Below are 25691 nucleotides of genomic sequence, written 5' to 3'. Positions count from 1 at the left end.
CTAGTGCGGCGATGCCGACACGCGAGTGCGAACGATTCCGGCCAGGGCGAGCACGGCTCCCCCGGCGAAGACGTAGAGCGGCAGCGCCTCCGGGATCCCGAGGTGCGTCGTCAGGCCGAGAGTGCGCGACAGTGACCAGGGAAGGAGCCCCATCTGGTCGTTCCATCGGGTGAGGAACTCCTCCAATCCCACCGCGAAGACCCCTCCGCCGGTCACCAGCAACGCTGCGCCGACGGCGAGCAGCACGGCGCCTGCGCGCCGCGCGGCGAAACCCGCTGACGCGAGGACCCAGGCGCCGGTGATCACCGCCACGACGATGTAGACCGTGCGGCTCGAGGGGTCGGTCCAGAACGCGTACCAGTACCCCGTCGGTCCGTGCTCGCGGAGGGCGAAGAGGCATACGGCGCTGCGCACGAGCGCGGCGCCGCCCACGGCCGCCGCCCACCGGCGCCTCGCTCTCCGGTCGGTCGCGAGCGCGAGGACGAGCAGGAACGACGCCCAGGCTGCGGCGCTCAGCGCCCACTGCACCGGCGCGGCGCCCCAGGTCCACAGCACCTGCGTTCCCGCCACCACCAGCGCGGGAACCACGGCGAGGGCCAGGGGCGAGCGATCGGGGCGGACGGCCCACGGGCGCGTCACCCCTGTCCAGTGGTGTCGCGCGAGCCCCAGCAGTCCCGTGTGCCACCGGGTGAGAGCCGCCACCGCGCCGAGCAGGAGCCACCCGACGACGAGTCCGAGCAGCACCGACGCCGCGATGGCGATGGCGCGGTCGCGCGACTCGCGTTCGATACTGGCGTCGGCCGCGACGGTGTTGTACGCCGGAAGATCGACGTCGTCGCCGTAGCGGGCGACGTGCGCCGACCGGGCATCGCGATAGTTCGCGCGCGCACGTTCCGCTGCCCGGGCGGCGGTGTCGTCACCGGACGCGACCCACTCGAGGTGCATCAACTGTGCGGTGCGGTACGCGTCGAGCAGCTCGAAGAGGTCGAGCTGATACTCCAGCGCCGCGACGACCTGATCGTGCGCATGCGGGTCGTGCCAGGCGCCGGGCACCGTCGATCGCACCGACGACAGCATCGAACGCGCGGTCGCCACGGCCGCGCGCCCCTCGGCCACGGCACGGTCCAGGTCATCCCCGACGACGGCATGAAGGACCGACCAGGTGGCGGTGTCGCCGGCCAGCACGTCCCACTCGAAGATCCACATCATCGGTGGTGGTTCCAGTCCGAGCGCCCGTACCGTGTGCTCCGCGTACGGCCCGATGTACAGACCCGTCGCGAGGGCCTCACGCGACTGCGCCATCGCGTCCGCCACGCGCTGCTGCGTGAGGCGGTCCACGCTCACCGCGCTACGGATCCAGTCGCCCGTGATCGCCTCGGGAGCTGCCTCGGGATCGCGGGCGAGGCGACCGATGGCGTAGGTGTTCAGGTCGTACATCGGCCACCATCCGCGCACGAGGTACAGCGCCATCGGTCCCGCCCGCCACGGCCCTCCGTCCTGCGTCCACGTCCAGACCCCCTCGATGTCCGCGTTCGCCGAGAGAGCGTCGCGCAAGGCCGCGGCGTGCAGCGCGGTCAGGTCGTTGGGCAGGACGCCCATCCCCTCGTACTCGCGGCGGCTCTGGAACTCGACGATGCGCCGGACGCCGGGAATCGCGAGGGTGGGATTGACGGGCAGGAAGCTGTAGAAGTCGCCGGCCACGTACTTGGTGGACACGACGAGCCGCTCGCTGTCGATTCCGTCGAAGACCTCGCGATACGTGTCGGGATCGGTGTGCAGGTCGCCGGCGTCCCCGATACCGACGCTCCAGGTGCGGAAGACGAGCTCGCGGTCGGCGCGCTCGTGGGCCTCGAGCAGCCCGGTGAGCATCGCGCGCACGTGGGTCACCGAGGTGACGGCGAGCTCGGACCGCACCTCACCGGCGCCGTCGTAGATGCCGCCGGCCTCCCCGATCCGGACGACCGTCCCGGCGAGCTGCGGCAGGGCGGCGTACACCTCGTCGAACGCCGTGCCGTAGGTCTGCCACAGAGCTGCGCTCGCGGTGTCGAGCCCATCGAGACGGTCGGTCAGGTACTGCTCGAGCGGATCGGTGAGCGCGAGCATGTCGGTTCGCAGGTAGACGTCGAGCCCGCGTTCGCTCGCGTACTGCCACCAGGGGCCGAAGGCGTCGCGCATCGCGGTGGCGCGGGCACGCAACTGTTCGTCCGATGCTGCCGGGAGGTCGTCGAAGCGCACGTACTCGAGGAACCCGGGGACCGCCATCGCGTTGTAGCCGTGGGCGAGCGACTGGCGGACGAAGCGCTCGAATCCGGCACGGTGCCGCTCCAGCGCATCGGTGTCGACGTACGGCGCCTCGGGAAGGATCACGTCGTCGAAGGCGCGACTCGCGTGGGTGTAGTCCGCGCCGCCGCGCCACTGCGACTCCGCCGGACGTACGCCGACCGCGCCGAAGTCGACCATCCGCAGGCTCAGTTCGGGAACGAGCGGTTCGGTGACCCACGGCTCCCGGCCGCTGCGGATGCGGTCCGCGAGCGCGACGAGGCCCTGCGCGGCGCCCTCGGCCGTCCGTGCGTGCAGCACCCACCGCTCATCCTCGACGGCGACGAGTCGTGAGGCTTCAGCGCCGGCAGGTCCGTCCTCGTCGACCCGGACGGTGAGCGTCGGCCGATCGGCCACGGACACCCACTGCGGCTCGGGACGGTTGCGCTCGCGCATGGCGTCACCGAGGACGCGCGCCGCCTCGACGACCATCGGATCGTCGACCAGCGCCAGCGACCCGATGGCCGGCGCGTCCGCCGGGGTCACGAGTTCGGCCGCGTGCGGTGCCTCGGCGATGACCTGCTTGTCCTCGACCCGAAGGTCGAGGACAGCGGTGACCGACTGGGCAAGGAGCCAGCCCACCACCGCGGACACCAGGATCCACGCGACCGCCCGCCGCACCATGCGGCGATCGTAGTGCCGTCAGGAGAGGGCGTCGGCGACCGTCGTGTCGGCGAGTCGCTTGAACTTCCGCGGCTGGCTCCGGGTCCGGTCGAGCACGGCGACCTCGAGGTCGGTGGCGTCGATCGTCCGCGCCGGGCTCACGTCCTGACCGAGCGCCGTCGCTGCCAGGCGCAGCGCGGTCACGAGGTCGGCGTCCGCCGTGTAGTGCTCCGTCAGATAGGCCTCGATGTTCTCGCTCTGGCCGCCCATGACGCCGTGGCCCCGCACGTCGGCGACCGAACCGTCGTACGTGAGCCGGTAGATCTGGTCGTCGGCTGCGGTGTCGCCGACCTCGGCGACGAAGATCTCGACCTCGTAGGGCTTCTCACCCCCCGAGGAGAAGATCGTGCCGAGGGTCTGCGCGTACGCGTTCGCGAGACCACGTCCGCTCACGTCACGACGGTCGTAGGAGTAGCCCCGCAGGTCGGCGAGGCGGACGCCGGCGATCCGCAGGTTCTCGAACTCGTTGTAGCGGCCGACCGCCGCGAAGCCGATGCGATCGTAGATCTCGCTGATCTTGTGGAGCGCGCGCGAGGGATTCTCCGCGACGAAGAGGATGCCGTCGGCGTACCGGATGACGATGACCGAGCGGCCGCGGGCGATGCCTTTGCGGGCGAAGTCCGCCCGGTCCTTCATCAGCTGTTCGGGCGAGACGTAGAACGGCGCGCTCATTCGAAGTCACCCCCTTCGGTCAGCGGCGCGACCGGACCGTCGGGCCGGTGCATCCGTCCCCCGATCACCTCGTCGGCGATCGCCGCGGTCTTGGCCTCGTCCCACGCCCGGTAGCCGTCAGCGGTGATGACGGAGATGAGCGGGAAGATCCGGCGGGTGAGGTCGGGGCCTCCGGTCGCGGTGTCGTCGTCAGCGGCGTCGTAGAGCGCCTGGATGACCGCGGTGACGGCGTCGGTCTCGCTCATCCCGTGGCGGTAGAGCTTCTTGAGCGAACCGCGCGCGAACGTCGAGCCCGATCCGACCGAGTGGAACGTGCGCTCCTCGTTCTTGTTGCCCGTGACGTCGAAGGCGAAGATACGGCCGATCTCCTGGTCGACGTCGTAGGCGGCGAACAGCGGCACCACGGCGAGCCCTTGCATCGCCATGCCGAGGTTGCCCCGGATCAACGCGGCGAGACGGTTGGCCTTGCCGTCGGTCGAGAGCGTGGTCCCTTCGATCTTCTCGTAGTGCTCGAGCTCGACCTGGAACAGGCGCGTCATCTCGACCGCGATTCCCGCCGTGCCAGCGATGCCGACGCAGGAGTACTCGTCGGTCGGGAAGACCTTCTGGATATCGCGCTGCGCGATGACGTTGCCCATCGTGGCACGCCGGTCGCCGCCCATCACCACACCGCCGTCGAAGGTGGCGGCGACGATCGTGGTGCCGTGGGCGATGTCGAGCTGGCTCACTGTGGCTTCACCCGCGTTGGGCAGCATCTCGGGGGCGTGCGCACTCAGGAACTCGGCGAAGGACGAGCTGCCGACCGCGCGGAAGGTGTCATCGAGGCGTCCGCTGGCGTGGCTCATTCGCCGCCCTTCTGAACGAAGCTCCGCACGAACTCCTCGGCGTTCTCCTCCAGGACGTCATCGATCTCGTCGAGGATGGAGTCGACGTCGTCGTCGAGCTTCTCCTTGCGCTCGGCATCGACCGTCGGCGTCTCGACCTCTTCGGTGTCCTCACTGTTCTTGCGAGGGCTCTTCTGCTGATGCTCGGCCATGTCGTCACCCTAGTCCAATCTCAACGTCCCGTGATGGCGGAGAACAACTCCGTCGCGGTCGCGCTCTGTGCGAACAGCTGCTCCACGTGCTCGGCGGTTCCTCGCAGCGGTTCCATGGTCGGAACCCGTTGCAAGGAGTCGTAGCCCGGCAGATCGAAGATCACCGAGTCCCAGGAGGCCGCCGCGATCTGTGGGGCGAACTGCGCGAGGCACCGACCGCGGAAGTAGGCGCGCGTGTCGTGCGGCGGCTCCGTGACGGCCTCGGCCACCTCGTCCTCGCCGACAAGTCGTTCGATGCGACCCGCCTGCTCGAGCCGGTGGAACAGGCCCTTGCCGGTGCGGACGTCGTGGTACTGCAGGTCGACAAGGTGCAGCTTCGCGTCGTCCCAGTCCAGACCGTCGCGCTCGCGATAGCGCTCGAGCAGTGACAGCTTGGCGACCCAGTCGAGCTCGCGTACACACTCCATCGGGTCGCGCTCGAGCCGGGTCAGGACGCTCTCCCACCGTGCCATCAGTGCCGCGGTCTGGTCGGCGACCGGATCCTCGTCGCCCAGCTTGTCGAGGTAGGTCCGAGCCTTCTCGAAGTAGTACCACTGCAGCTCCAGACCCGTGATCGAGCGCCCGTCTGCGCGCTCCACGGTCGCCCGCAACGTCGGATCGTGCGAGATCGTGCGCAGCGCCTTGACCGGATCGGCGAGTTCGACCTCCTCCTCGGCGAGGAACCCGTCCTCGATCATCGCGAGCACGACGGAGGTGGTGCCGTGCTTGAGGTAGAGCGCCACATCGGCGAGGTTGGCGTCGCCGATGATGACGTGGAGGCGGCGGTACTTCTTGGGGTCGGCGTGCGGCTCGTCACGCGTGTTGATGATCGGCCGCTTGAGCGTGGTCTCCAGGCCGACCTCCACCTCGAAGTAGTCGGCCCGCTGGCTGAGCTGAAAGGAGTGCACACTGCCGTCCTGCTCCTGTCCGACGCGCCCGGCGCCGCACATGATCTGGCGCGAGACGAAGAACGGCGTGAGGTGGCGGACGATCTGGACGAACGGGACGTCACGCCGCATGAGGTAGTTCTCGTGCGCGCCGTACGAGGCTCCCTTGTTGTCGACGTTGTTCTTGTACAAGACGATCGGACCGACGCCGGGCACCTGGCCGGCGAGTTCGGCGCCTCGGCGCATGACGGCTTCTCCGGCTTTCTCCCACCGGACGACGTCGAGCGGAGTCGTGACCTCCGGACCCGAGTACTCCGGATGGGCGTGATCGACGTACAGACGCGCTCCGTTGGTCAAGATGATGTTGGCCAGGCCGAGGTCCTCGTCGGTGAGCTGGGACGGATCGGCGGTCTCGCGGCTGAGGTCGAAGCCGCGCGCATCGCGGAGCGGGTTCTCCTCCTCGTAGTCCCATTGGGCGCGCCGGGTGAGCCCGTGGGCGGCGGCGTAGGCGTTGACGACGTGCGTCGCGGCGACCATCGGGTTGGCCTGGGGCTGGCCTTGCACGGCGATGCCGTACTCGACCTCGCTGCCCTGGATGCGTCGGACTGTCACATCGTCAGCCTACGCGCGCGATGGCAGGATTCACGGGGCCGTCGTGTCGTGTTCGCCCCCCGAACACCTGGCGCTCGGAGGCTGAGAGACATGAAGGTCGCGATCGTCGCCGAATCGTTCCTGCCTCAGACCAACGGCGTCGTGCACACGGTCTCGCGCATCCTGGACACCGTCCGGGCCCGCGGGATCGACGCCGTCGTCATCGCCCCGGACGACCCCGCGGGCGTCCCCGACCAGGTGAACGGAGTTCCCGTTCGCACCGTCGCCTCCCTGCCGCTTCCCGGTTACCCCGACGTCCGCGTCGCCAGTGGGCCGATCGGGCCGGTCGAGCGGCTCCTGCGCGAGTTCGGGCCCGATGTGGTCCACCTCGCCTCTCCCTTCGTCCTCGGGTGGCGGGCGACGGTGGCCGCCCACTTCCTCGGGATCCCGACCGTCGCGGTCTACCAGACCGACATGCCCGGCTTCGCGCGCCGGTACGGCGTCCCGCTCGCCGAACGAGCCATGTGGCGCCGCGTCCACGACATCCACAGTCGCGCAGCGCTCAATCTCGTGCCGTCGCACGCGACGTATCGGGCACTCGCACAGCGTGGCCTCGACCACCTCGTGTTGTGGCGGCGCGGTGTCGATGTCCGCCGGTTCGACCCGGCGCGCCGCGACGAGCTGTGGCGGGCTCGCGTCCAGCGTGACGAGCGGGAGCGGCTCGTCGGGTTCGTCGGCCGTCTGGCGCCGGAGAAGCGCGTCTCGGATCTCTCGGCGTTGCAGCGGCTGCCCCACACGCGGCTGGTGATCGTCGGGGACGGTCCGGATCGCCCACAGCTCGAACGACTCCTTCCGGACGCGGTCTTCACCGGAATGCTCCACGGTGACGATCTCGCCCGCGTCATGGCGAGCCTCGATCTCGTCGTGCATCCGGGCGAGAACGACACGTTCTGTCAGGTGATCCAGGAGGCTCAAGCCAGCGAACTGCCCGTCGTCGCCGCCGGCGCTGGCGGACCGCTCGACCTCGTCGACCCCAGCCGCACGGGCTGGCTGTACGAGCCCGGCAACCTGGCGGCCATGCGCGGGTACGTCGCCGACCTCGTGGGCGACGACGCCAAGCGGCGCGCGATGGGACGCCAGGCGAGGACCTCCGTACTGGGACGGACCTGGGAGTCGGTGTGCTCCGAACTCGTGGGCCACTGGGCGCGGGCGGCCGACACGGCGGGCGTGTCCGCGCCGATGACCTTGCGCCATCGCGTCGTCCGGCGCATGGCGGCCCGTTGACCTACCGCTGAGGAGCGGGTACGACGACGAGCGATTTACCGAGGTGGACGCTGTCGGGATATCCCGCGTAGTAACCGAACGGCTCGACGTCGTCGTAGCCCGCCGAACGGTACAGCGTGATCGCCTCGGGCTGCTCGAGTCCGGTCTCCAGCACCAGCCGCGTCACCCCTGCGCGGCCGGCGGTGAGTTCCAGCTCGGCGAGGAGCCGCCGCGAGTATCCGCGGCCGCGGAAGGCCGGGCGGACATACATGCGTTTGATCTCGGCGTCGGCATCACCGGCGGGACCGCCGCGACGCCAGCCGCCCATGCCGACGGCGGTGCCGGCGACGTACGCCACGAGAAAGAGCCCGTGGGGCGCCACGAACTCTTCGGCGCCGATCGGCGACGCGTCCCCCGCGGGACTCCCGTAGCGTCGCCGGTACTCCTCTTGAACCTCGGCCGTCATCGCCTCGACGTCGGGATCGTCGTAACGGGCGACCGTCAGCTGCAGCGTCAGAGGTACTGCCCCGTGTTCGCGACGGTGTCGATGGAACGGCCCGGCTCGTTGCCGCCCTTGCCGGTGACGAGCGTGCGGATGAAGACGATCCGCTCGCCCTTCTTGCCCGAGATGCGCGCCCAGTCATCCGGGTTGGTGGTGTTGGGGAGGTCCTCGTTCTCCTTGAACTCGTCGACGCACGCCTGCAGCAGGTGCTGCACCCGCAGACCCTTCTGACCGTGCTCGAGGAGATCCTTGATGGCCATCTTCTTGGCGCGGTCGACGATGTTCTGGATCATCGCGCCGGAGTTGAAGTCCTTGAAGTAGAGGATCTCCTTGTCGCCGCCGGCGTAGGTGACCTCGAGGAACTGGTTGTCCTCGCTCTCGGCGTACATCCGCTCGACCGTGCGCTGGATCATCGCCTGGACGCACGCCTGACGGTCGCCGCCGAACTCGGCGAGGTCGTCGGCGTGCAGCGGCAACCGGTCGGTGAGGTACTTGCTGAAGATGTCGCGTGCCGCCTCCGCGTCGGGGCGCTCGATCTTGATCTTCACGTCGAGCCGGCCGGGACGAAGGATCGCCGGGTCGATCATGTCCTCGCGGTTGGACGCTCCGATGACCAGGACGTTCTCCAGCCCCTCCACACCGTCGATCTCACTCAGCAGCTGCGGCACGATGGTGTTCTCGACGTCGGACGAGACCCCTGAGCCACGGGTACGGAACAGCGAGTCCATCTCGTCGAAGAACACGATGACCGGCGTACCCTCGCTCGCCTTCTCACGGGCACGCTGGAACACCAGCCGAATGTGCCGCTCGGTCTCGCCGACGTACTTGTTGAGCAGCTCCGGGCCCTTGATGTTGAGGAAGTAGGAACGACCTTCCTCGCCGGTCTTCTGCGACACCTTCTTGGCGAGGCTCGCCGCGACCGCCTTGGCGATCATCGTCTTGCCACAGCCGGGCGGGCCGTACAGCAGCACCCCTTTGGGCGGCTTCAGCTCGTGCTCGATGAAGACATCCGGATGCAGATACGGCAGCTCGACGGCGTCGCGGATGTTCTCGATCTGCCCGGACAGTCCGCCGATGCTCTCGTAATCGATATCGGGGACCTCCTCGAGGACGAGCTCTTCGACCTCGCTCTTGGGGATGCGCTCGAAGGCGTAGTTGGAGCGGCTGTCGACGAGCAACGAGTCACCCGCCCGCAGCCGCAGCGCGCCCAGGCTGTCGGCCAGCCGCACGATGCGCTCCTCGTCGGCATTGCCGATCACCAGTGCCCGCTCGCCGTCGGCGAGCAGTTCCTTGAGCATGACGACCTCGCCGACGGACTCGAAGTCGAGCGCCTCGACGACGTTCATCGCCTCGTTGAGGATGACCTCCTGGCCGCGACGCAACGCGTCCTTGTCGACCGCGGGGCTGACATTGACCCGCAGTTTGCGGCCGCCGGCGAACACATCGACGGTGTCGTCGGCGTTGCGCTGCAGGAACGTGCCGAAGCCGGTCGGCGGCTGCGCCAGCCGATCGACTTCCTCCTTCAGCGACACGATCTGGTCGCGCGCCTCACGGAGCGTTCCGGTGAGCCGTTCGTTCTGCGATGTCGTGGATGCGAGCTTGGCCTCGAGCTCGGAAACGCGTGGATCGTTGGTGCCCGTCATCGCGAGCCGGCGCCGCAGGTGCTCGACCTCCGCGCGCAAGTACGCCAGCTCCTCGGCCGGGCCGGGGTTGAACTGATCGCCTGTGGTGCTCATGAGCCACCTCCTGCTCGATATCGACGACATTACCCGTCGACGCCCTCATGTGAAGGCCATCCGATCGTACGGGCGTTGCGAGCATGTTGCCGTCGCGTGCAGAGAGGGCGAAGTTCGCGGTGTCCTCGTGTCAGTCGTCGAGGTCGATCGGGCGCGGGCCGAGGTAGTCGGGCCCGTAAGCGCCGGGCGCGGGACGGCGCGACTTGCCGAGCGAGCGGTGGCCGGGAGCCATCCGCCGCGCGGTGACGAGGAAGGCCGTGTGCCCGTTCATCTTGTGGTCGGGGCGAACCGCCAGTCCTTCCAGATGCCAGTCCCGCACGAGCGTCTCCCAGGCGTGCGGCTCGGTGAAGCCGCCATCGGCCCGGAGGGTCTCGACGAAGCGGGATAGCTGCGTGGTCGTGGCCACGTAAGCACACACGATGCCACCGGGAACAAGACGTTCGGCGGCCAGCGGGACACAGGACCACGGATCGACCATGTCGAGGATCAGCCGGTCGACCTCCGACTCGACCATCGCGGTCCGCACGTCGCCGACGGTGAGGGTCCAGCCCGCGGGCTGCTCCCCCATGACCTGCTCGACGTTGCGGCGCGCCGTCTCGGCGAACTCCTCGCGCAGTTCGTACGAGCCGACGTGCCCGTCGGGCCCGACGGCGCGCAGGAGATAGGTCGTGAGACTGCCCGAGCCGGCGCCCGCTTCGACGACCCGCGCACCGGGGAAGATGTCGGCCATGGCCAGGATCTGTGCCGCGTCCTTCGGGTAGATGATCGCGGCGCCGCGCGGCATCGAGACGACGTATTCGAACAGGAGTGGCCGGAACACCTGGTACGGGTGACCGAGCGAGGTCTCGACCACGATGCCCTCGGGGTGGCCGATGATGTCGTCGTGCCGGATCTGGCCCTTCTTGGTCGAGAACTCCTTGCCCGCGACCAGAGGCAGATTGTGACGCCGCCCTTTGGGGTCGGTCAGTCGGACCCAGTCACCCTCGATGAACGGTCCGCTGCGACGGGGCGTACTCACCGGCTCTCCTCTCGATAGGCGCGGTCGACGGCGGATGCGTCGAGCCGACCGACGACGGTACCGTCCGGCTCGACGAGCGCATAGACATGGGCCGGATGCTCGACCATCGCGACGAGGAGCCGTCGGCCCCGCAGCTCCGCGGGGAGCTGCGGCGCGTCCGGGGGCGGCGCGACGGTGCGATCGGCCAGTTCTCGGGCGATGATCCGATCGACGCGCGCCAGCCGGCGGCCGTGGACCAGCGCGGCGCTGGAGCCCTGCCACAGGAACAGCGCCACGACCGCGAACAGCAGCGAACGGGTCAACGAGATCGGCTGCTCGAGGTCGGCCGCGAGCACGGCCCACATCACGAGCCCCACCGCGGCCACGCGGCCGAGCCACGCCGCGGCGATGACACCGGTCGACTCATTTCCGGTCAGGCCCCAGATCAGCGCGCGGAACACGCGACCGCCGTCGAGTGGGAGTCCGGGCAGCATGTTGAACCCCGCGACGAGGACGTTGATGAACCCGACGGACCACAGCACCGCGTAGGTCAGGCCGGGTGGCAACTGGAGCGCCGTCCACCACGCGCCGAACCCGATGAGCAGCGACGTGAGCGGACCGACGACCGCGATGACGAACTCCTGCAACGGGCGGCGGGACTCGCCTTCCAGGTGCGTCTCGCCGCCGAGCAGGTGCAAGGTCACCGAGGGCACGCGCATGCCGAAGGCGCGTGCCGCGATCACGTGGGCCACCTCGTGCACGAGGATTGATGCGTAGAGAGCGACGACGAAGACCGCCGCGATCGCGTAGGGGTTGCCGCCGAGCCGGTCGAACTGGGGTGCGAACACCAGCACCAGGACGAGCCCCATCGCCAGCAGTGAGGGGCGGATCAGTAGTTCGGCGCCCGCGACGCGACCGATTCGCCAGGTGCCTGCAGGTCGTCGCGCGCTCACGGGCCCAACCTACCCGCCGTGCCTGCGCCGGAATGTCGGTGGCGCCGCCTACCGTGGAGGTCATGACGCAGGTCGATCTCGAGACGCCGGTGACGCTCAAGCGCTCGCTCTCGCCGAGCCGCGCGAGCGACTTCACCACCTGTCCGCTGCTGTACCGGTTCCGAACGATCGACCGCCTGCCCGAGCCGCCCGATCCGGTCGCGGCGCGCGGGACGCTCGTGCACGCCGTGCTCGAGCGGCTGTTCGACGCGCCCGCGGCCGAACGCACCCTCGACCATGCCTCGTCGCTGTTGCCGAGCGAGTGGGACGCCCTGCGCGAGGAGGACCCCCGACTCGCCGAGCTGTTCGCGTCCGGCGAGGACGCCGCCGCGCAAACACAGTGGCTGGCCTCGGCCACCGAGCTGCTCGGTTCCTACTTCGCGATCGAGGACCCGCGCTATCTCGAGCCCGCCGCCCGCGAAGAGCGCCTCGAGCTCGCGCACGACGCCGGCGTGACCCTGACCGGGATCGTCGACCGCATCGACGTCTCCCCCGACGGTCTCGTCCGAGTGGTCGACTACAAGACCGGCAAGGCGCCCGGACCGCTGTTCGAGGACAAGGCCCTCGCCCAACTCAAGTTCTACGCCCTGGTCATCTGGCGCACCCGTGGTGTCATCCCGACCCTGCTGCAGCTGTACTACCTGGCCGACCAGTCGGTGTTGTCGTACTCGCCCACCGAGCAGGACCTGTTGGTGACCGAACGTCGACTCACCGCGCTGTGGGCCGCGATCGCCAGCGCCGCCGAACGAGGCGAGTTCGTCGCCAAGCCCGGCCCGCTGTGCCGGTTCTGCGCCCACCAGCAGCGCTGCCCCGAGTTCGGGGGCACGCCGCCGGAGCTTCCGGTCGTTCAGCTCGTCGACGCGAGCGCCCAGAGTTCCTCGGGCGTCTGATCGACCAGCGAGCGCACGATGCTTCGCCGGGCCGCTTCGGGCACCTTGACCGCGTGCGGCACGGCGACCACCCAGCACCCGGCCGCGTTCGCCGACGTCGCTCCGGTCTTGGAGTCCTCCACCGCCAGGCACCGGGCCGGATCCACCCCGAGCTTCTCCGCTGCCACCAGGTACGGCTGCGGGTGGGGCTTGGGGTGCTCGACCGCGTCGCCGGTCACGACCACGTCGAAATCGAGCGCCTCGGCGACGGGGGCAGCCACCGATGCGTACGACATCGTCACCAACGCCTGCGGTACCCCGGCCTCGGCGAAGGCCCGCACCAGCTCCTGGGCGCCGGGTCGCCACGGCAGGCCGCCCTGCAGCTTCACCGTCACCCGGGCGATCATGTAGTCCACGATCTCGGCGGGCGACATCGCGGAGTCGAGTCGCCGACGGATATACGCACCCGCCTCGAGCAGCCCGCTGCCCACGAGCGCGAGACTGTCCTCCTCGGTCCATGGCTTGTCGTGTTCGGCGGCCAGCTCATGCTCGCTAGCGATCCAGAACGGCTCGGTGTCGACGAGGGTTCCGTCCATGTCCCACAGCACGGCGTCGGGAAGAGTCACGCGTCCACAGTAGACTCGTCCCAGCGTTCGATCGTTCGCAGTAGCCGAGGCGAGCCCGCCGTAGGCTGGAAACTCCAGCAACTACATGTCGAGGTGTCCTCCACGTGCCCGTGAATTCCCCGGTCTCCGCCCATCATCGTCCCGATGCCACGCAGGCGCTCCGCGCTCTGATGGCCGAGCGCATCCTGGTGCTCGACGGCGCGATGGGCACCGCCATCCAGCGGGACCGGCCGAACGAGGAGGGGTATCGCGGTGAGCGGTTCGCCGAGTGGTCGTGCGACGTCGGCGGCAACAACGACCTGCTGACCCTCACGCAGCCCGATCTCATCGCCGGTATTCACCGTGAGTACCTCGAGGCGGGCGCCGATCTGATCGAGACCAACACGTTCAGCGCCAACGCGATCTCCCTGCGCGACTACGACATGGTCGACCTCGCGTACGAGCTCAACTACGAGTCGGCTCGCCTGGCGCGACGCGAAGCGGACGCGATCACCGAGCGCACACCGGACCGCCCCCGGTTCGTGGCCGGCGCATTGGGTCCCACCACGCGCACGGCGTCGATCTCCCCCGACGTCAACGATCCGGGCGCCCGCAACGTGAGCTTCGACGAGCTCGTCGACGCGTACAGCACGGCCGCGCAGGGTCTCGTCGACGGTGGCGCGGACCTGCTGGTCGTCGAGACCATCTTCGACACGCTGAACGCGAAGGCGGCGATCTTCGCGCTCGAGACGCTCTTCGAGGAGCAGGGCCGCCGTTGGCCCGTCGTCATCTCCGGCACGATCACCGACGCCTCGGGCCGCACCCTCTCGGGCCAGACGCCCGAGGCCTTCTGGAACTCGATTCGCCACGCCCAGCCGCTGCTGGTCGGCCTCAACTGCGCACTCGGGGCCGCCGAGATGCGCCCGTACATCGCCGAACTCTCACGAGTGGCCGACTGTTACGTGTCCTGCTACCCCAACGCCGGGCTGCCCAACGCGTTCGGCGAGTACGACGAACTGCCCGCGCAGACCGCCGCAGTGGTCCGCGAGTTCGCCGACAGCGGTTTCGTCAATGTCGTCGGCGGCTGCTGCGGCACCACGCCCGACCACATCGCCCACATCGCCGGCGCCGTGGACGGTCTGACCCCGCGAGTTCCGTCGGAGCGTCGCCCCGCGCTTCGTCTGGCGGGTCTCGAACCCTTCGTGGTCGATGAGGACTCGCTCTTCGTCAACGTCGGCGAGCGCACCAACATCACCGGTTCAGCGCGTTTTCGCCGCCTCATCAAGGACGGCGACTACGGCACGGCGCTGGAAGTCGCCCGGCAGCAGGTCGAGAACGGCGCGCAGGTCATCGACATCAACATGGACGAGGGCATGATCGACGGCGTCGCCGCGATGGACCGCTTCGGCAAGCTCGTCGCCTCAGAACCGGACATCAGCCGCGTTCCGGTCATGGTCGATTCCTCCAAGTGGCACGTCATCGAAGCAGGTCTCAAGACCATCCAGGGCAAGCCGATCGTCAACTCGATCTCCCTCAAGGAGGGCGAGGACAAGTTCGTTCGCGAGGCCCGGCTGTGCCGCAAGTTCGGCGCCGCTGTCGTCGTGATGGCCTTCGATGAGGACGGTCAGGCTGACAATCTCGAACGGCGCAAGCAGATCTGCGAGCGGGCGTACCGGACCCTCGTCGACGTGGTCGGCTTCCCGGCCGAGGACATCATCTTCGATCCCAACGTCTTCGCGGTGGCCACCGGTATCGAGGAACACGCCAATTACGGCGTCGACTTCATCGAGGCGGCCCGGTGGATTCGCGCCAACCTGCCGCATGCGCAGATCTCGGGCGGCATCTCCAACGTCTCGTTCTCCTTCCGCGGGAACAACCCGGTGCGCGAGGCCATCCACGCGGTATTCCTCTTCCACGCCATCAAGGCGGGGCTCAGCATGGGCATCGTCAATGCCGGAGCGCTCGTGCCCTACGACACGGTGGACCCGGCGCTGCGCGAGCGGATCGAGGACGTCATCCTCAACCGACGTCCGGATGCCACCGAGCGGTTGCTCGAGATCGCCGGCGAGTACGCGGGCACCGGGGAACAAGTAGAAGCGCAGACCGAGGCCTGGCGCGAACTCCCGGTCTCCGAGCGCATCACCCACGCTCTGGTGAAGGGCATCGATGCCCACATCGAGGCCGACACCGAGGAGTTGCGGTTGGAGATCGCGGCCCGTGGCGGCAAACCCATCGAGGTCATCGAGGGGCCGCTCATGGACGGCATGAACGTCGTCGGTGATCTGTTCGGCGCCGGCAAGATGTTCCTGCCTCAGGTGGTCAAGTCGGCCCGGGTCATGAAGAAGGCGGTCGCGTACCTCATCCCCTTCATCGAGAAGGAGCAGAGCGCCGAGGAGGCCGGCCGCACCAACGGCACGGTCGTGATGGCCACCGTCAAGGGCGACGTTCACGACATCGGCAAGAACATCGTCGGCGTCGTGCTGCAATGCAACAACTACAGGGTCATCGACCTCGGCGTCATGGTTCCCGCGCAGAAGATCCTCGACGCGGCGCGTGAGCACGACGCCGACATCATCGGGCTGTCGGGACTCATCACCCCCTCGCTCGACGAGATGGAGGGCTTCGCGAGCGAGATGCAGCGCCAGGGCTTCGACATCCCGCTCCTCATCGGAGGAGCGACGACCTCACGGGCGCACACTGCGGTCAAGGTGGCGCAGAAGTACGACGGCCCTGTCGTGTGGGTCAAGGACGCGTCGCGTTCGGTCCCGGTGGTCGCGTCGTTGTTGTCCGACGAGCGGCGCGTGACCCTGCTCGCCGAGGTGGAGGCGGATTACGCGGCTCTGCGCGAGCGGCACGCGGCGCGTCAAGACACGCGTCGCATCCTCTCCCTGGAGGACGCGCGTGCGGACGCCAGCCCGATCGACTGGAGCGACTACACGCCCCCGGTCCCCGCTCAGCTCGGCGTTCACGTGCTCGAGGACTACCCGCTCGACGAACTCCGGGAGTACATCGACTGGCAGCCGTTCTTCAACGCGTGGGAGATGAAGGGGTCGTTCCCCGACATCCTCAACAATCCGGCGAGCGGCGAGGCGGCCCGCAAGCTGTGGGACGACGCCCAGCGGATGCTCGACCGGCTCATCGAGGAGCGGTGGCTCACCGCTAACGCGGTCTACGGTCTGTTCCCGGCCAACGGCGTCGGCGACACGACCGAGGTCTACGCCGATACGACGCGCCAGGACGTCCTCGCGCGCCTTCAGCATCTGCGCCAACAGACCGAACACCGGCCCGGCGTCCCACATCGTTCGCTCGCGGACTTCGTCGCACCGCGCGAGAGCGGTCTGCACGATTACGTCGGCGCGTTCGCGGTCACCGCGGGTCTCGGCAGCGTCGCCAAGGTGACCGAGTTCAAGGAGGCGCTCGACGACTACAGCGCGATCCTCGTCGAGTCACTGGCCGATCGGCTCGCCGAGGCGTTCGCCGAGCGGCTGCACGAGCGGGTGCGCGTCGAGTTCTGGGGATACGCGCCGGACGAGAAGCTCACCAACACCGAGCTCATCAAAGAGCAGTACGACGGCATTCGCCCCGCTCCCGGCTACCCGGCCTGCCCCGAACACACCGAGAAGCAGACCATCTGGCAGCTGCTCGACGTGGAGAAGAACACCGGCATCGAGCTCACCGACAGCATGGCCATGTGGCCGGGTGCCTCGGTCAGCGGCTGGTACTTCTCGCATCCGCAGTCGCAGTACTTCGTCCTCGGACGCATTGGCCGCGACCAGGTCGAGGACTACGCCGCACGCAAGGGTTGGAGCATGGCCGAAGCGGAGCGTTGGCTGGCACCGAACCTCGGGTACCAGCCCGACGAGGACTAGGCTGGCTGCGTGACCGAGATCTGGCCCTCCGACGAGCACATCGCCTCGTTGCGTCGCCCCTGCCTGGTGGCGGCGTTCGAAGGGTGGAACGACGCCGCCGACGCGGCCACCGGCACGATCGACCACCTCATCGAGGAGTGGGACGCTCAGGAGTTCGCCGAGTTCGACGCCGAGGAGTTGTACGACTTCCAGGAGACGCGACCGATCGTGCGGGGCGAGGACGAGGAGCGGCGGATCTTCTGGCCGACGCCGACGGTGTTTCTCGCTCGCCCGCCGCACGGCGACCGCGACGTCCTGCTGCTGCGCGCCATCGAGCCGAACTACCGGTGGCGCACGTTCAGCCGTCAGGTGGTCGACCTCGCGCAGCGAGCCGGCGTGAGCGAACTCGTGTGCCTCGGGGCGCTGCTCGCCGATGCACCGCACTCGCGCCCGGTGCCGGTGACCGGGAGCACCGACGACCCGACGATGGGCCAGCGGCTCTCACTGCAGGCCTCGCGCTACAACGGTCCGATCGGGATCCCGACGGTCCTCGCCGACACGGCCCATGAGGCAGGAATCGCCTCAGCGTCGCTGTGGGCCGCCGTGCCGCACTACCTGGCCGAGCCGCCGTGCCCCAAAGCGACGTTCGCCCTGCTCGGCGCGCTCGAGGACGCGCTCGCCCAGCCTCTGCCGGAAGGCTCGCTGAGTGAGCTCGCCGCGGCATGGCAGCGGGGCGCCGATGACATCACCGCATCGGACGAGGAACTCGCCGAGTACGTGCAGGCACTGGAGCAGGAGCGTGACTCCGCGGGCGCTCCCGAGGCGTCGGGCGAGTCGATCGCTCGCGAGTTCGAGCGCTACCTGCGCCGGCGCGACCTCGGTCAGTAAGACCGCAGGTCAGCGTAGAGCGACACCCAGCAGGGCGTCGGCCGCGACGGCGACATCCTCGGCCGCTTCACGGTCGTCACCATCGGCCTGCGCCCAGGCGTCGATCGCGGCGAGCGCGCGCGGAGCGTCGAGATCCTCGGTGAGCGCCTCCCGGACGGCCGCGATCAGCGGAGCCGCCGGCGGTGCGGTGTCCCGGGCGGCGGCGACCCGCCAGCGAGCCAGGCGCTGCTCGGCATCGTCGATCTCGTGACCGAACCACTCCCAGTCCTCGCGATACCGGTGCGACAGGAGCGCCAATCGGATGGCCATCGGGTCACGCCCCTCCGCGCGCAGCCCGGAGACGAGTACGAGGTTGCCCTTGGATTTGGACATCTTTTCGCCCTCGTAGCCGACCATGCCGCCGTGCACGTAGAACCGCGCGAACGGATGCCCCGTGGCGACGGCCGCTTCCGCGGCGCTCATCTCATGGTGGGGGAAGACGAGGTCCGAGCCGCCGCCCTGCACGTCGAACGTGATGCCGAGATGGTGCAGCGCGATCGCCGCGCACTCGATATGCCAACCGGGACGGCCAGGGCCGAGCTCGGACTCCCAGAACGGCTCGTCCGGGCGGGCGGCCTGCCAGACGAGGCAGTCGAGCGGATCGCGCTTGCCCGGACGGTCGGGGTCGCCTCCTCGCTCGGCGAACAGGGCGCGCATCGTCGCTTCGTCGACGTTGCCGACCTGGCCGAAGGACGGATCAGCGTGGACGTCGAAGTACAGGTCGTCGTCGACCTGATAGACCGCGCCGGCCTTCTGGAGCTCCTGGATGCGCTCGATCACCAGCGGGATCGACTCGACGGCTCCCGTGTAGTCGTCGGGCGCCAGTACCCGCAGCGCCGTCATGTCGTCACGGAAGAGCTGGGTCTCGCGCTCGGCGAGCTCCTGCCAGTCGACGCCGGTCGCGGTCGCCCGCTCGAGCAGCGGGTCGTCGACGTCGGTGACGTTCTGGGTGTAGTGCACGTCGAGGCCCCGGTCGCGCCACACGCGCTGCAGCAGATCGAAGGCGAGGTAGGTGTTCGCGTGGCCGAGATGAGTCGCGTCGTACGGCGTGATGCCGCAGACGTAGAGGCGCGCCTCACGCGGCGGGTCGATTGTCTGGAGTGCCCCCGTGGCCGTGTCGTGGACGCGGGCCGCGGGCCCGTGGCCATATCCTCGTTGCACGAGCGACGGAACCTCAGGACGCGGCCAACTCTGCATGCGTCGAGCCTATCGGGCACCATAGCCGGGTGATCATCGACTGCGCGGTCTACCGAGACGGCGCACGCGTGAAGACCGTGCCCCAGGACGCATCCGGTTCCGATCTGTCGCGAACGGTCGCCGCGCTCGCGGACGACGAGTTCATCTGGATCGGCATCAGCGACCCGAATCCGCCTGAGCTCGAGACCATCGGCGAGGCGCTCGGGCTCCATCCCTTGGCCGTCGAGGACATGCTCGAGCCTCATCAGCGGCCCAAGGTGGAGCGGTACCGCGACTACGTCCTGGTGTCGCTACGCGCCGTCGAGTACCAGGACGACGACGTCACGACGTCCGAGGTGAACGTCTGCGTCAGCGAGAAGTTCGTGGTGACGGTGCGACGCGGCGCAGGATCCATCGGCCATGCCCGCGCCCGGCTGGAGGCCGATCCCGAGCGCCTGTCGCACGGAACGGTCGCCGCTCTCCACGCGGTGCTCGACCTGCTGGTGGACGGGTACGACCGGGTGGCGGCCGAGTTGGAGAACGATGTCGTGGAGGTCGAGGAATCGGTCTTCTCCGAGGACCGGACGAAGGACTCGCCGCGCATCTATCGGCTCAAGCGCGAGACGCTCGAGTTCCGCCGCGCGGTGGCGCCGCTCAAGGACCCGATCGCCCGCCTGTCCGAGGTGGTGATCCCCGAGTCGGCGCGCCCCTACATTCGCGACGTGGCCGACCACCTGTCACGTGCGATGGAGACCATCGAGACCATCGACAGCCTGCTGGACAACGCGCTCGCCGCCCATCTCGCGCAACTGAGCGTCCGGCAGAACGAGGACATGCGCAAGCTCACCGCCGGCGCCACGCTCTTCGCGGTCCCCACGGCCATCGCGGGGATCTACGGGATGAACTTCCGGTTCATGCCCGAACTCGACTGGCACCTCGGCTATCCGCTCGTCCTCGCCGTGATGGGCGGGCTGTGCGGATACATCTACTACCGTTTCAAGCGTTCGGGCTGGTTGTAGGCCAGCCGTTCTCGGCAATCAGCTCCGAGAGCGGGCGCGCCGTCGTCCATCCGACGTCCTCGAGCATGGGACGCGGATAGAACTCCTCGACGGGACCGAGACACAGCACGGCGATCGGCTCAGCCCCCGCCGGGAAACCCAGCAGCGCTGCGAGTTCCGCCGGCTCGAACAACGAGACCCAGCCCATGCCGATCCCTTCGGCGCGAGCCGCCAACCACAGGTTCTGGATCGCGCACGCCGCCGAGGCCAGGTCCATGTGCGGCATCGTGCGCCGCCCGAAGACATGTCGCTCGCGATCCTCGGTCAGCGCCACCACCACCAGCTCAGCGCACTCGGCGATCCCTTCGACCTTCAACCGCGCGAACTCAGCGGCCCGCTCCCCCAGCGCCGCGGCCGTGCGTTCGGTCTCCTCGCGTACCAGGTCGTGAATGCGGCCGCGGAGCGTTTCGTCGGTGATGCGGACGAATCGCCACGGCTGCATCAGCCCCACACTCGGTGCTTGATGCGCGGCCGCGAGCACCCGCTGCAGCACGTCCGCGGGAACCTCACCGCCGCAGAAGTGCCGCATGTCCCGGCGTTCGGCGATCACGCGGTACACCGCCTCCCGTTGCTCGGGAGGGAACGCGTGCTCGCTCACGCAACCGTGGCGCTCAGCGCGCCGGTGGACAGCAGGACGATCACGACGATGCCCAGAGCGATCCGGTACGCGACGAACGGTGCGTACGACCGGGTACTCACGTAGCGGAGGAGCCAGTGGATGACCGCGAGCCCGACCACGAACGCGACGACGGTCCCGACGATCGTCGGCACCGTGCCGTACGCGTTCTCACCACCCGGGATGTCCTTGAGCTTGTAGACGCCGGCCCCGACGACGGCGGGAATGGCGAGCAGGAAGGCGTATCGTGTGGCGGCCTGACGTTCATAGCCGAGGAACAGGCCCATGGAGATCGTGGCTCCCGACCGCGACACACCCGGGACGAGGGCGGCGGTCTGCGCCATGCCGAAGAGGACGGCGTGACGAGGCGTGAGTTGATCGATCGCCCGCTGCTTGCGGCCGAACCGCTCGGCCAGACCGAGCACGATGCCGAGCACGATGAGGGTCGTGGCGATCACCCACAGGCTGCGGAACTCGCGGTCGATGAGGTCCTCCAGCAGCAGTCCGAGAACCACGATCGGCAACGAGCCGATGATGATGAACCAGCCCATGCGCCATGGTGTCTCGCGCCGCGCGTCCGCGGAGAACAACCCGCGGACCCAGCCTGAACCGATCGTCCAGATGTCGCGCCAGAAGTAGAGGACGACGGCCACCTCGGTGCCGATCTGCACCACTGCCGTGTACGCGGCACCAGGATCGCCCCAGCCGAAGAGTTGCGGGAAGATCGCCAGATGCGCGCTACTGGAGATCGGGAGGAACTCGGTCAAGCCCTGCAGGAGGCCCAGGACAACAGAACGCAGCACATCCACCGTGCGAGCCTACACGCGCGCTGAGGCGCGACTGGCTACCCTGCTGCCATGTTGTCGCGTCGCCTTGGCGGATCTGGCCTGGAGGTCTCGCGCCTGGGCTTAGGCACGATGACGTGGGGCACTGTCGTCGACGAGTACGTCGCCGAGGATCAGCTCACGGCCTTCCTCGATGCCGGGGGCACGCTCCTGGACACTGCTCCGATCTACGGCGACGGACGCACCGAGGAACTGGTCGGCCGGCTGCTGTCCAAACATGGAATCCGCGACCGGCTCGTGCTGGCGGGCAAGGCCGGTTTGGTGCATCGCGACGGCCAGGTGGTCCGCGATTCGTCACGTCGCACGCTTCTGGCGCAGTTGGACGCCTCGCTGCGCGATCTCGGCACGGACCACCTCGACCTGTGGCAGATCCACCGGTTCGACGCGAGTACGCCGCTGGATGAAGCGCTGGCGACGCTCGACGACGCCGTGCGCTCGGGGCGGGTCCGATATGCGGGCATCAGCAATTTCACCGGCTGGCAGACTGCGCTCGCGCATGCCCGCTTCGACGCGCGCGGTGTCGGCGTGCCACTGGTGAGCACGCAGCTCGAGTATTCGCTGATGCATCGCGAGCCCGAGACCGACGCGATTGCGGCGGCGAACTACCTCGGCATGAGTGTCCTGGCGTGGTCCCCGCTGGGCCGCGGTGTGCTCACCGGCAAGTACCGGGCCGGCATTCCTGGAGATTCACGCGGCGCCGACGCACACTGGGAAGCGTTCGTGCATACCTATCTGACTCCCGAGAAGTCCCGGGTCGTCGAGGCCGTCGCGAAGGCCTCCGACGGACTCGGCGTACCGCTGACTCATACCGCGTTGGCCTGGGTGCGCGATCGTCCTGGCGTGGGCGCGGTCATCGTCGGGGCACGCACCGTCGCGCAGCTTCAGGAGAGCCTCGCCTCCGAACACCTGACCCTTCCCGAACAAATCGCCGACGCGCTGTCGGACGTCTCCTGAGGAGCCCCATGGTCGAGTACGAGTTCTGGGACCTGTCCATCTCCCGCACGCAGTCGCGTCAAGCGGTGTGCCGGCTCCTCACGGACGCAGCGGAGTTCCAAGGCTGGGAGCTGGATCGGCTTCGCAAGGACCGCAGCGGCCAGGGCACCGTACGTCTGCGCCGTAAGATCATCCGGATGCGCGCGACCTTCTGAACCCCGGGCGGTGAGCTATCCCGCACCTTGTCCTCGGGCGGTGAGCTATCCCGCACCTTGCGGCCAGAAGTGCGTGCTAACTCACCGCCACTTCGACCCGGGAGGCAGAAGGAGCGCGTGCCATCGCCCGCCGAACCGCGGGGGCGGACCCCCGTAGCCGAGCCGGACGAGTTCGCGATGCACGGTGGTGACCATCGCCCGCGGCTGACGTCGCAAGGCCTTTGTGATCTGCAGGTAGTTGATGCCGGCACGTCGGTACCCCGCGTAGCGATGCACGTCGGATTCGACCTGGCGCGGGTCAACGAAATGCTGTTGGCCTTCGACTTCGATGGCTAACCGCCACTGCGCGAGCCAGAGATCCGCCGTTCCCAGGTGGACCGAACCGTGGTACAGCGGGACATTCGTCGCCGGACGTGGCAGTCCGGCCGCCTCGAGACGCACCCGAACTTCAGATTCGCCGAGCGCCCAGGCATTGCCGTCGAGCAGTGGAAGCACAGCGCGGACGCCCTTCGCCCCGGGCCGCCACGGATGCAGGCGCGCGACCTCGCCGATTTCCTCACGGGTCGCGTGCTGGTGCCGTAGCAGCCAGTCGCCTGCCTTGACGACGTCGAGCAGCGACCTGGCCGCGCACATCTGCACGATGGCTGCCGCCGGCGTCACGCCCTCGTCGTCGCACGGCGGGAGCACCTCGGTACGGTGCAGGAAGATCCCGTCCAGATCCAGGTGGAGATCGCCGGCGATGGTGAAGTGCACTCGTCGACTCACGTGCGGCCACGGATAGCCGAGCACCTCGAGCCGCGATTCATGACTGAGCCGAGCCTCGGGCGGCATCGCGAGGCGCGCCGCGTACACCGTATCGGCGCGTGACGGCACGAAGTCCCGATGCGCCCACACCCGAGGATGGATGCGACGGAACCGACTGCTTTCCAGGACTCGGGGAGAGATACCCGCATCGACCAGTTCCGCACGGGTGAACGGGTGGTTGAGAAAGTAGTCGGGAACATCGATCGCGGCCGCCATGCGTTGATCGAACCGCCACCGCACCGATGACACGAGACCGCCGTGCCCGCCTGTGGAGCCTGCGCGAGCGAGCCCTTGTTGTGGACGCGGCCCCGCACGCCCGTCCGCCCCGGCGAGCGGTGAGTTGGCACGCACTCCACGGGCCCACGTGCGGGATAGCTCACCGCCCGGGCGGCTCAGGCGAGGTCGAGGAAGGTGTCGAAGACGCGCGAGCCGAATTCCAGCGCGTCGACGGGTACCCGCTCGTCGACGCCGTGGAACAGCGCCGTGAAATCGAGATCGCCCGGCAGCCGCAGCGGGGTGAAGCCGTACGAGGTGATGCCGAGCTTGTCCCACGACTTCGCATCCGTGCCGCCGGACATGAGGAACGGCGCGATGTGCGCCTCCGGGTCGTGCCGGTGGAGGGAGACCGTCATCGCGTCGACGAGGTCGCCTTCGAAGGGGTACTCCAGCGCCCGGTCGGCGATGTGCGGTTCGGCGAGGATCTTGTCGCCGACGATCTCCTGGACCGCGGGGAGGAAGGTCTCCGCGTGCCCGGGCAGGTAGCGGCCGTCGACATACGCGACCGCCTCGCCGGGCACCACGTTGTGCTTGTAGCCCGCCTGCAGCATCGTCGCGTTCGTGCTGTTGCGCAGGCCCGCCCCGATCATCCGCACGGCCGGACCGAAGTGCTCGATCACCTCGGCGGGGCTTCCCTCCGCGCCCGTGAGCTCCCTGACCTTGGCGATCAACGCCTGCATCGAGGGACCGGGCTCTTCGGGCCACACGTAGTCGCCCAGCGCCGCCAGACCGCGCGCGAGGTTCACGACCGGGTTGTCGTCATTGCGCATCGAGCCGTGTCCGGCAGTGCCGAGCGCGGTCAGGCGCATCCAGGCGATGCCCTTCTCACCGGACTCGATGAGGTAGAGGCGCTGACCAGCGATCTCGGTCGAGAAGCCCCCGACCTCACCGATCGCCTCGGTGTAGCCCTCGAACCACTCCCGGTGGTGCTCGACGAGCCATTGAGCACCCTTGACGCCGCCGGCCTCCTCGTCTGCGGTGAACACGAGCAGGATCGGGCGGTCGGGAATCTGTCCCGCGGTCTGGCGGGCCCGAACGACCGAGAGCAGCATCGCGTCGAAGTCCTTCATGTCCACGGCACCACGGCCGTAGAGGTATCCGTCGACGATCTCGGCGGCGAACGGGTCCACCGACCAGTCGGCCGCTTGCGCAGGAACGACGTCGAGGTGCCCGTGGATGACGAGACCAGGACGCGGGGAGTCCTGATTCCCCCAGCGCGCCAGGACGGACGCCCGGCCCGGCTCCGACTCGTAGATCTGCGACTCGATGCCGACCTCGGCGAGCGAGGCCGCCACGTACTCGGCCGCCGCGCGTTCCCCCGGACCGGAATCGTCGCCGAAGTTCGACGTGTCGATGCGGATCAGATCGCGGCAGATCTGCAGTGTCTCGGCCTCAGGCAGGTACCCCATGCCCCGATGGTACGGGCCTGGTCGCCTCAGGCCAGCAACTGCGCGAGCGTCCGCCGCACCATCCATCGCGCGGCCGGCGCGATGAGCGGATCGGGAACGCCGAGGAACGACAGCTCCTCTTGCCAGGTCACGACACTACCCTCACCGTCGGACTCGACATCGATGATCGCCCAACCGGTCACGACGCGCCCTTCCTTGACCAGTTGCACGCAGCGTGGCCGGTCCGCACGCACCACCCGCATGGGGTCGTCGAAGCCGAGCGGACCGATGCCGGTGCGTGCGACGAAGCCTTCCGGGCGCCGCCGGATCTGCGTGAAGGGAACGCGATGGTGCTCCCACGTCGTCACCCGGTCGTAGGCCTCGCCAACCGGGCGCGACGTGTGCACCGTCGCTTCCACGTACACCATGGGTCT

The 25691-nt window shown here is 68.7% G+C and carries 23 protein-coding genes; 7 read left to right on the top strand and 16 right to left on the bottom strand.

What is annotated here, in order from left to right:
• Genes D9V41_RS11080 through dop form a run of 5 tightly spaced genes read right to left on the bottom strand, consistent with a single transcriptional unit; the run spans position 1 to position 6228 of the window.
• Entirely contained in the window at positions 1 to 2943 is a 2943-nt protein-coding gene (locus D9V41_RS11080; protein ID WP_121794619.1) for a hypothetical protein, read from the bottom strand.
• A gap of 18 nt (positions 2944 to 2961) precedes the next feature.
• The gene (prcA, locus tag D9V41_RS11075; RefSeq protein WP_121794618.1) at positions 2962 to 3654 is read right to left on the bottom strand and encodes a proteasome subunit alpha; all 693 of its coding nucleotides are present in this window, start codon (positions 3652 to 3654) and stop codon (positions 2962 to 2964) included.
• Positions 3651 to 4499 carry a proteasome subunit beta gene (gene prcB / locus D9V41_RS11070; RefSeq protein ID WP_121794617.1) on the bottom strand — a complete coding sequence of 283 codons (849 nt, stop codon included), beginning with the start codon at positions 4497 to 4499 and terminating at the stop codon, positions 3651 to 3653. Before prcB ends, prcA begins: the two co-directional genes overlap by 4 nt.
• On the bottom strand, positions 4496 to 4690 hold the full coding sequence (locus D9V41_RS11065) for a ubiquitin-like protein Pup (RefSeq protein ID WP_121794616.1): 195 nt from the start codon (positions 4688 to 4690) through the stop codon (positions 4496 to 4498). The genes prcB and D9V41_RS11065 overlap by 4 nt, the downstream gene beginning before the upstream one ends.
• 20 nt (positions 4691 to 4710) lie before the next feature.
• The gene (gene dop / locus D9V41_RS11060; protein ID WP_121794615.1) at positions 4711 to 6228 is read right to left on the bottom strand and encodes a depupylase/deamidase Dop; all 1518 of its coding nucleotides are present in this window, start codon (positions 6226 to 6228) and stop codon (positions 4711 to 4713) included.
• Between the two features lie 90 nt (positions 6229 to 6318).
• On the opposite strand from dop, the gene D9V41_RS11055 reads away from it, so the two are divergent.
• On the top strand, positions 6319 to 7491 hold the full coding sequence (locus D9V41_RS11055) for a glycosyltransferase family 4 protein (RefSeq protein ID WP_121794614.1): 1173 nt from the start codon (positions 6319 to 6321) through the stop codon (positions 7489 to 7491).
• Between the two features lies 1 nt (position 7492).
• Here the strand turns inward: D9V41_RS11055 and D9V41_RS11050 are convergent, their stop codons facing one another.
• The 4 genes from D9V41_RS11050 to D9V41_RS11035 all read right to left on the bottom strand — a co-directional run bounded on the left by D9V41_RS11050 (position 7493) and on the right by D9V41_RS11035 (position 11658).
• Complete coding sequence (locus D9V41_RS11050; protein ID WP_121794613.1) at positions 7493 to 7936, bottom strand: GNAT family N-acetyltransferase; 444 nt, start codon at positions 7934 to 7936, stop codon at positions 7493 to 7495.
• Between the two features lie 47 nt (positions 7937 to 7983).
• The gene (arc, locus tag D9V41_RS11045; protein WP_121794612.1) at positions 7984 to 9708 is read right to left on the bottom strand and encodes a proteasome ATPase; all 1725 of its coding nucleotides are present in this window, start codon (positions 9706 to 9708) and stop codon (positions 7984 to 7986) included.
• A gap of 130 nt (positions 9709 to 9838) precedes the next feature.
• Positions 9839 to 10726, bottom strand: a complete 888-nt coding sequence (locus D9V41_RS11040) for a tRNA (adenine-N1)-methyltransferase (RefSeq protein WP_121794611.1) — start codon at positions 10724 to 10726, stop codon at positions 9839 to 9841.
• On the bottom strand, positions 10723 to 11658 hold the full coding sequence (locus D9V41_RS11035) for a site-2 protease family protein (protein ID WP_121794610.1): 936 nt from the start codon (positions 11656 to 11658) through the stop codon (positions 10723 to 10725). The genes D9V41_RS11040 and D9V41_RS11035 overlap by 4 nt, the downstream gene beginning before the upstream one ends.
• Positions 11659 to 11720: 62 nt before the next feature.
• On the opposite strand from D9V41_RS11035, the gene D9V41_RS11030 reads away from it, so the two are divergent.
• The gene (locus tag D9V41_RS11030) at positions 11721 to 12587 is read left to right on the top strand and encodes a RecB family exonuclease (protein ID WP_121794609.1); all 867 of its coding nucleotides are present in this window, start codon (positions 11721 to 11723) and stop codon (positions 12585 to 12587) included.
• On the opposite strand, the gene D9V41_RS11025 is transcribed toward D9V41_RS11030, so the two are convergent.
• Positions 12545 to 13192, bottom strand: a complete 648-nt coding sequence (locus D9V41_RS11025) for an HAD family hydrolase (protein ID WP_121794608.1) — start codon at positions 13190 to 13192, stop codon at positions 12545 to 12547. The genes D9V41_RS11030 and D9V41_RS11025 overlap by 43 nt on opposite strands.
• A gap of 170 nt (positions 13193 to 13362) precedes the next feature.
• On the opposite strand from D9V41_RS11025, the gene metH reads away from it, so the two are divergent.
• Together metH and D9V41_RS11015 are read left to right on the top strand one after the other, a co-directional pair.
• Positions 13363 to 17040: a methionine synthase gene (gene metH, locus D9V41_RS11020; RefSeq protein WP_121794646.1), complete on the top strand. Its 3678-nt coding sequence runs from the start codon at positions 13363 to 13365 to the stop codon at positions 17038 to 17040.
• A 9-nt stretch (positions 17041 to 17049) separates the two neighbouring features.
• The gene (locus tag D9V41_RS11015) at positions 17050 to 17907 is read left to right on the top strand and encodes a PAC2 family protein (protein WP_243697241.1); all 858 of its coding nucleotides are present in this window, start codon (positions 17050 to 17052) and stop codon (positions 17905 to 17907) included.
• A 9-nt stretch (positions 17908 to 17916) separates the two neighbouring features.
• Here the strand turns inward: D9V41_RS11015 and mshC are convergent, their stop codons facing one another.
• Positions 17917 to 19143, bottom strand: a complete 1227-nt coding sequence (mshC, locus tag D9V41_RS11010) for a cysteine--1-D-myo-inosityl 2-amino-2-deoxy-alpha-D-glucopyranoside ligase (protein WP_121794607.1) — start codon at positions 19141 to 19143, stop codon at positions 17917 to 17919.
• 29 nt (positions 19144 to 19172) lie between these two features.
• Between mshC and corA the strand changes: the two genes are divergently transcribed.
• Positions 19173 to 20141, top strand: a complete 969-nt coding sequence (corA, locus tag D9V41_RS11005; protein ID WP_121794606.1) for a magnesium/cobalt transporter CorA — start codon at positions 19173 to 19175, stop codon at positions 20139 to 20141.
• Here the strand turns inward: corA and bluB are convergent.
• Both bluB and D9V41_RS10995 read right to left on the bottom strand, forming a co-directional pair.
• Entirely contained in the window at positions 20119 to 20778 is a 660-nt protein-coding gene (gene bluB / locus D9V41_RS11000; protein WP_121794605.1) for a 5,6-dimethylbenzimidazole synthase, read from the bottom strand. The two genes, corA and bluB, sit on opposite strands and share 23 nt — an antisense overlap.
• Entirely contained in the window at positions 20775 to 21605 is an 831-nt protein-coding gene (locus D9V41_RS10995) for an undecaprenyl-diphosphate phosphatase (RefSeq protein ID WP_121794604.1), read from the bottom strand. Before D9V41_RS10995 ends, bluB begins: the two co-directional genes overlap by 4 nt.
• Before the next feature lie 48 nt (positions 21606 to 21653).
• Between D9V41_RS10995 and D9V41_RS10990 the strand changes: the two genes are divergently transcribed.
• Positions 21654 to 22595 carry an aldo/keto reductase gene (locus tag D9V41_RS10990; protein ID WP_121794603.1) on the top strand — a complete coding sequence of 314 codons (942 nt, stop codon included), beginning with the start codon at positions 21654 to 21656 and terminating at the stop codon, positions 22593 to 22595.
• Between the two features lie 8 nt (positions 22596 to 22603).
• Positions 22604 to 22789: a DUF5703 family protein gene (locus D9V41_RS10985; protein WP_121794602.1), complete on the top strand. Its 186-nt coding sequence runs from the start codon at positions 22604 to 22606 to the stop codon at positions 22787 to 22789.
• 81 nt (positions 22790 to 22870) lie between these two features.
• Here D9V41_RS10985 and D9V41_RS10980 read toward each other — a convergent pair whose 3' ends face one another.
• The 3 genes from D9V41_RS10980 to D9V41_RS10970 form a co-directional block, all read right to left on the bottom strand.
• Entirely contained in the window at positions 22871 to 23809 is a 939-nt protein-coding gene (locus tag D9V41_RS10980) for a hypothetical protein (RefSeq protein WP_121794601.1), read from the bottom strand.
• A gap of 176 nt (positions 23810 to 23985) precedes the next feature.
• The gene (locus D9V41_RS10975) at positions 23986 to 25278 is read right to left on the bottom strand and encodes a M20/M25/M40 family metallo-hydrolase (RefSeq protein WP_121794600.1); all 1293 of its coding nucleotides are present in this window, start codon (positions 25276 to 25278) and stop codon (positions 23986 to 23988) included.
• Between the two features lie 26 nt (positions 25279 to 25304).
• Positions 25305 to 25685, bottom strand: a complete 381-nt coding sequence (locus D9V41_RS10970) for an SRPBCC family protein (protein ID WP_121794599.1) — start codon at positions 25683 to 25685, stop codon at positions 25305 to 25307.
• Positions 25686 to 25691 lie beyond the last annotated feature (6 nt).

It is taken from the genome of Aeromicrobium phragmitis (genome assembly GCF_003674095.1).
In the GTDB taxonomy this organism is placed as follows: Bacteria; Actinomycetota; Actinomycetes; order Propionibacteriales; family Nocardioidaceae; genus Aeromicrobium; species Aeromicrobium phragmitis.
This window is presented reverse-complemented; position numbering and strand designations above follow the sequence as displayed.

Excerpts from the sequence above, each read along its gene's own strand:
- prcA (WP_121794618.1), bottom strand. The coding sequence starts at position 3,654 with ATGAGCGCGCCGTTCTACGTCTCGCCCGAACAGCTGATGAAGGACCGG.
- D9V41_RS11050 (WP_121794613.1), bottom strand. The coding sequence starts at position 7,936 with ATGACGGCCGAGGTTCAAGAGGAGTACCGGCGACGCTACGGGAGTCCC.
- prcB (WP_121794617.1), bottom strand. The coding sequence starts at position 4,499 with ATGAGCCACGCCAGCGGACGCCTCGATGACACCTTCCGCGCGGTCGGC.
- D9V41_RS10980 (WP_121794601.1), bottom strand. The coding sequence starts at position 23,809 with ATGGCGGCCGCGATCGATGTTCCCGACTACTTTCTCAACCACCCGTTC.
- D9V41_RS10970 (WP_121794599.1), bottom strand. The coding sequence starts at position 25,685 with ATGGTGTACGTGGAAGCGACGGTGCACACGTCGCGCCCGGTTGGCGAG.
- D9V41_RS11080 (WP_121794619.1), bottom strand. The coding sequence starts at position 2,943 with ATGGTGCGGCGGGCGGTCGCGTGGATCCTGGTGTCCGCGGTGGTGGGC.
- D9V41_RS11030 (WP_121794609.1), top strand. The coding sequence starts at position 11,721 with ATGACGCAGGTCGATCTCGAGACGCCGGTGACGCTCAAGCGCTCGCTC.
- mshC (WP_121794607.1), bottom strand. The coding sequence starts at position 19,143 with ATGCAGAGTTGGCCGCGTCCTGAGGTTCCGTCGCTCGTGCAACGAGGA.
- D9V41_RS10990 (WP_121794603.1), top strand. The coding sequence starts at position 21,654 with ATGTTGTCGCGTCGCCTTGGCGGATCTGGCCTGGAGGTCTCGCGCCTG.
- D9V41_RS11055 (WP_121794614.1), top strand. The coding sequence starts at position 6,319 with ATGAAGGTCGCGATCGTCGCCGAATCGTTCCTGCCTCAGACCAACGGC.
- D9V41_RS10985 (WP_121794602.1), top strand. The coding sequence starts at position 22,604 with ATGGTCGAGTACGAGTTCTGGGACCTGTCCATCTCCCGCACGCAGTCG.
- D9V41_RS10975 (WP_121794600.1), bottom strand. The coding sequence starts at position 25,278 with ATGGGGTACCTGCCTGAGGCCGAGACACTGCAGATCTGCCGCGATCTG.
- D9V41_RS11065 (WP_121794616.1), bottom strand. The coding sequence starts at position 4,690 with ATGGCCGAGCATCAGCAGAAGAGCCCTCGCAAGAACAGTGAGGACACC.
- metH (WP_121794646.1), top strand. The coding sequence starts at position 13,363 with ATGGCCGAGCGCATCCTGGTGCTCGACGGCGCGATGGGCACCGCCATC.
- arc (WP_121794612.1), bottom strand. The coding sequence starts at position 9,708 with ATGAGCACCACAGGCGATCAGTTCAACCCCGGCCCGGCCGAGGAGCTG.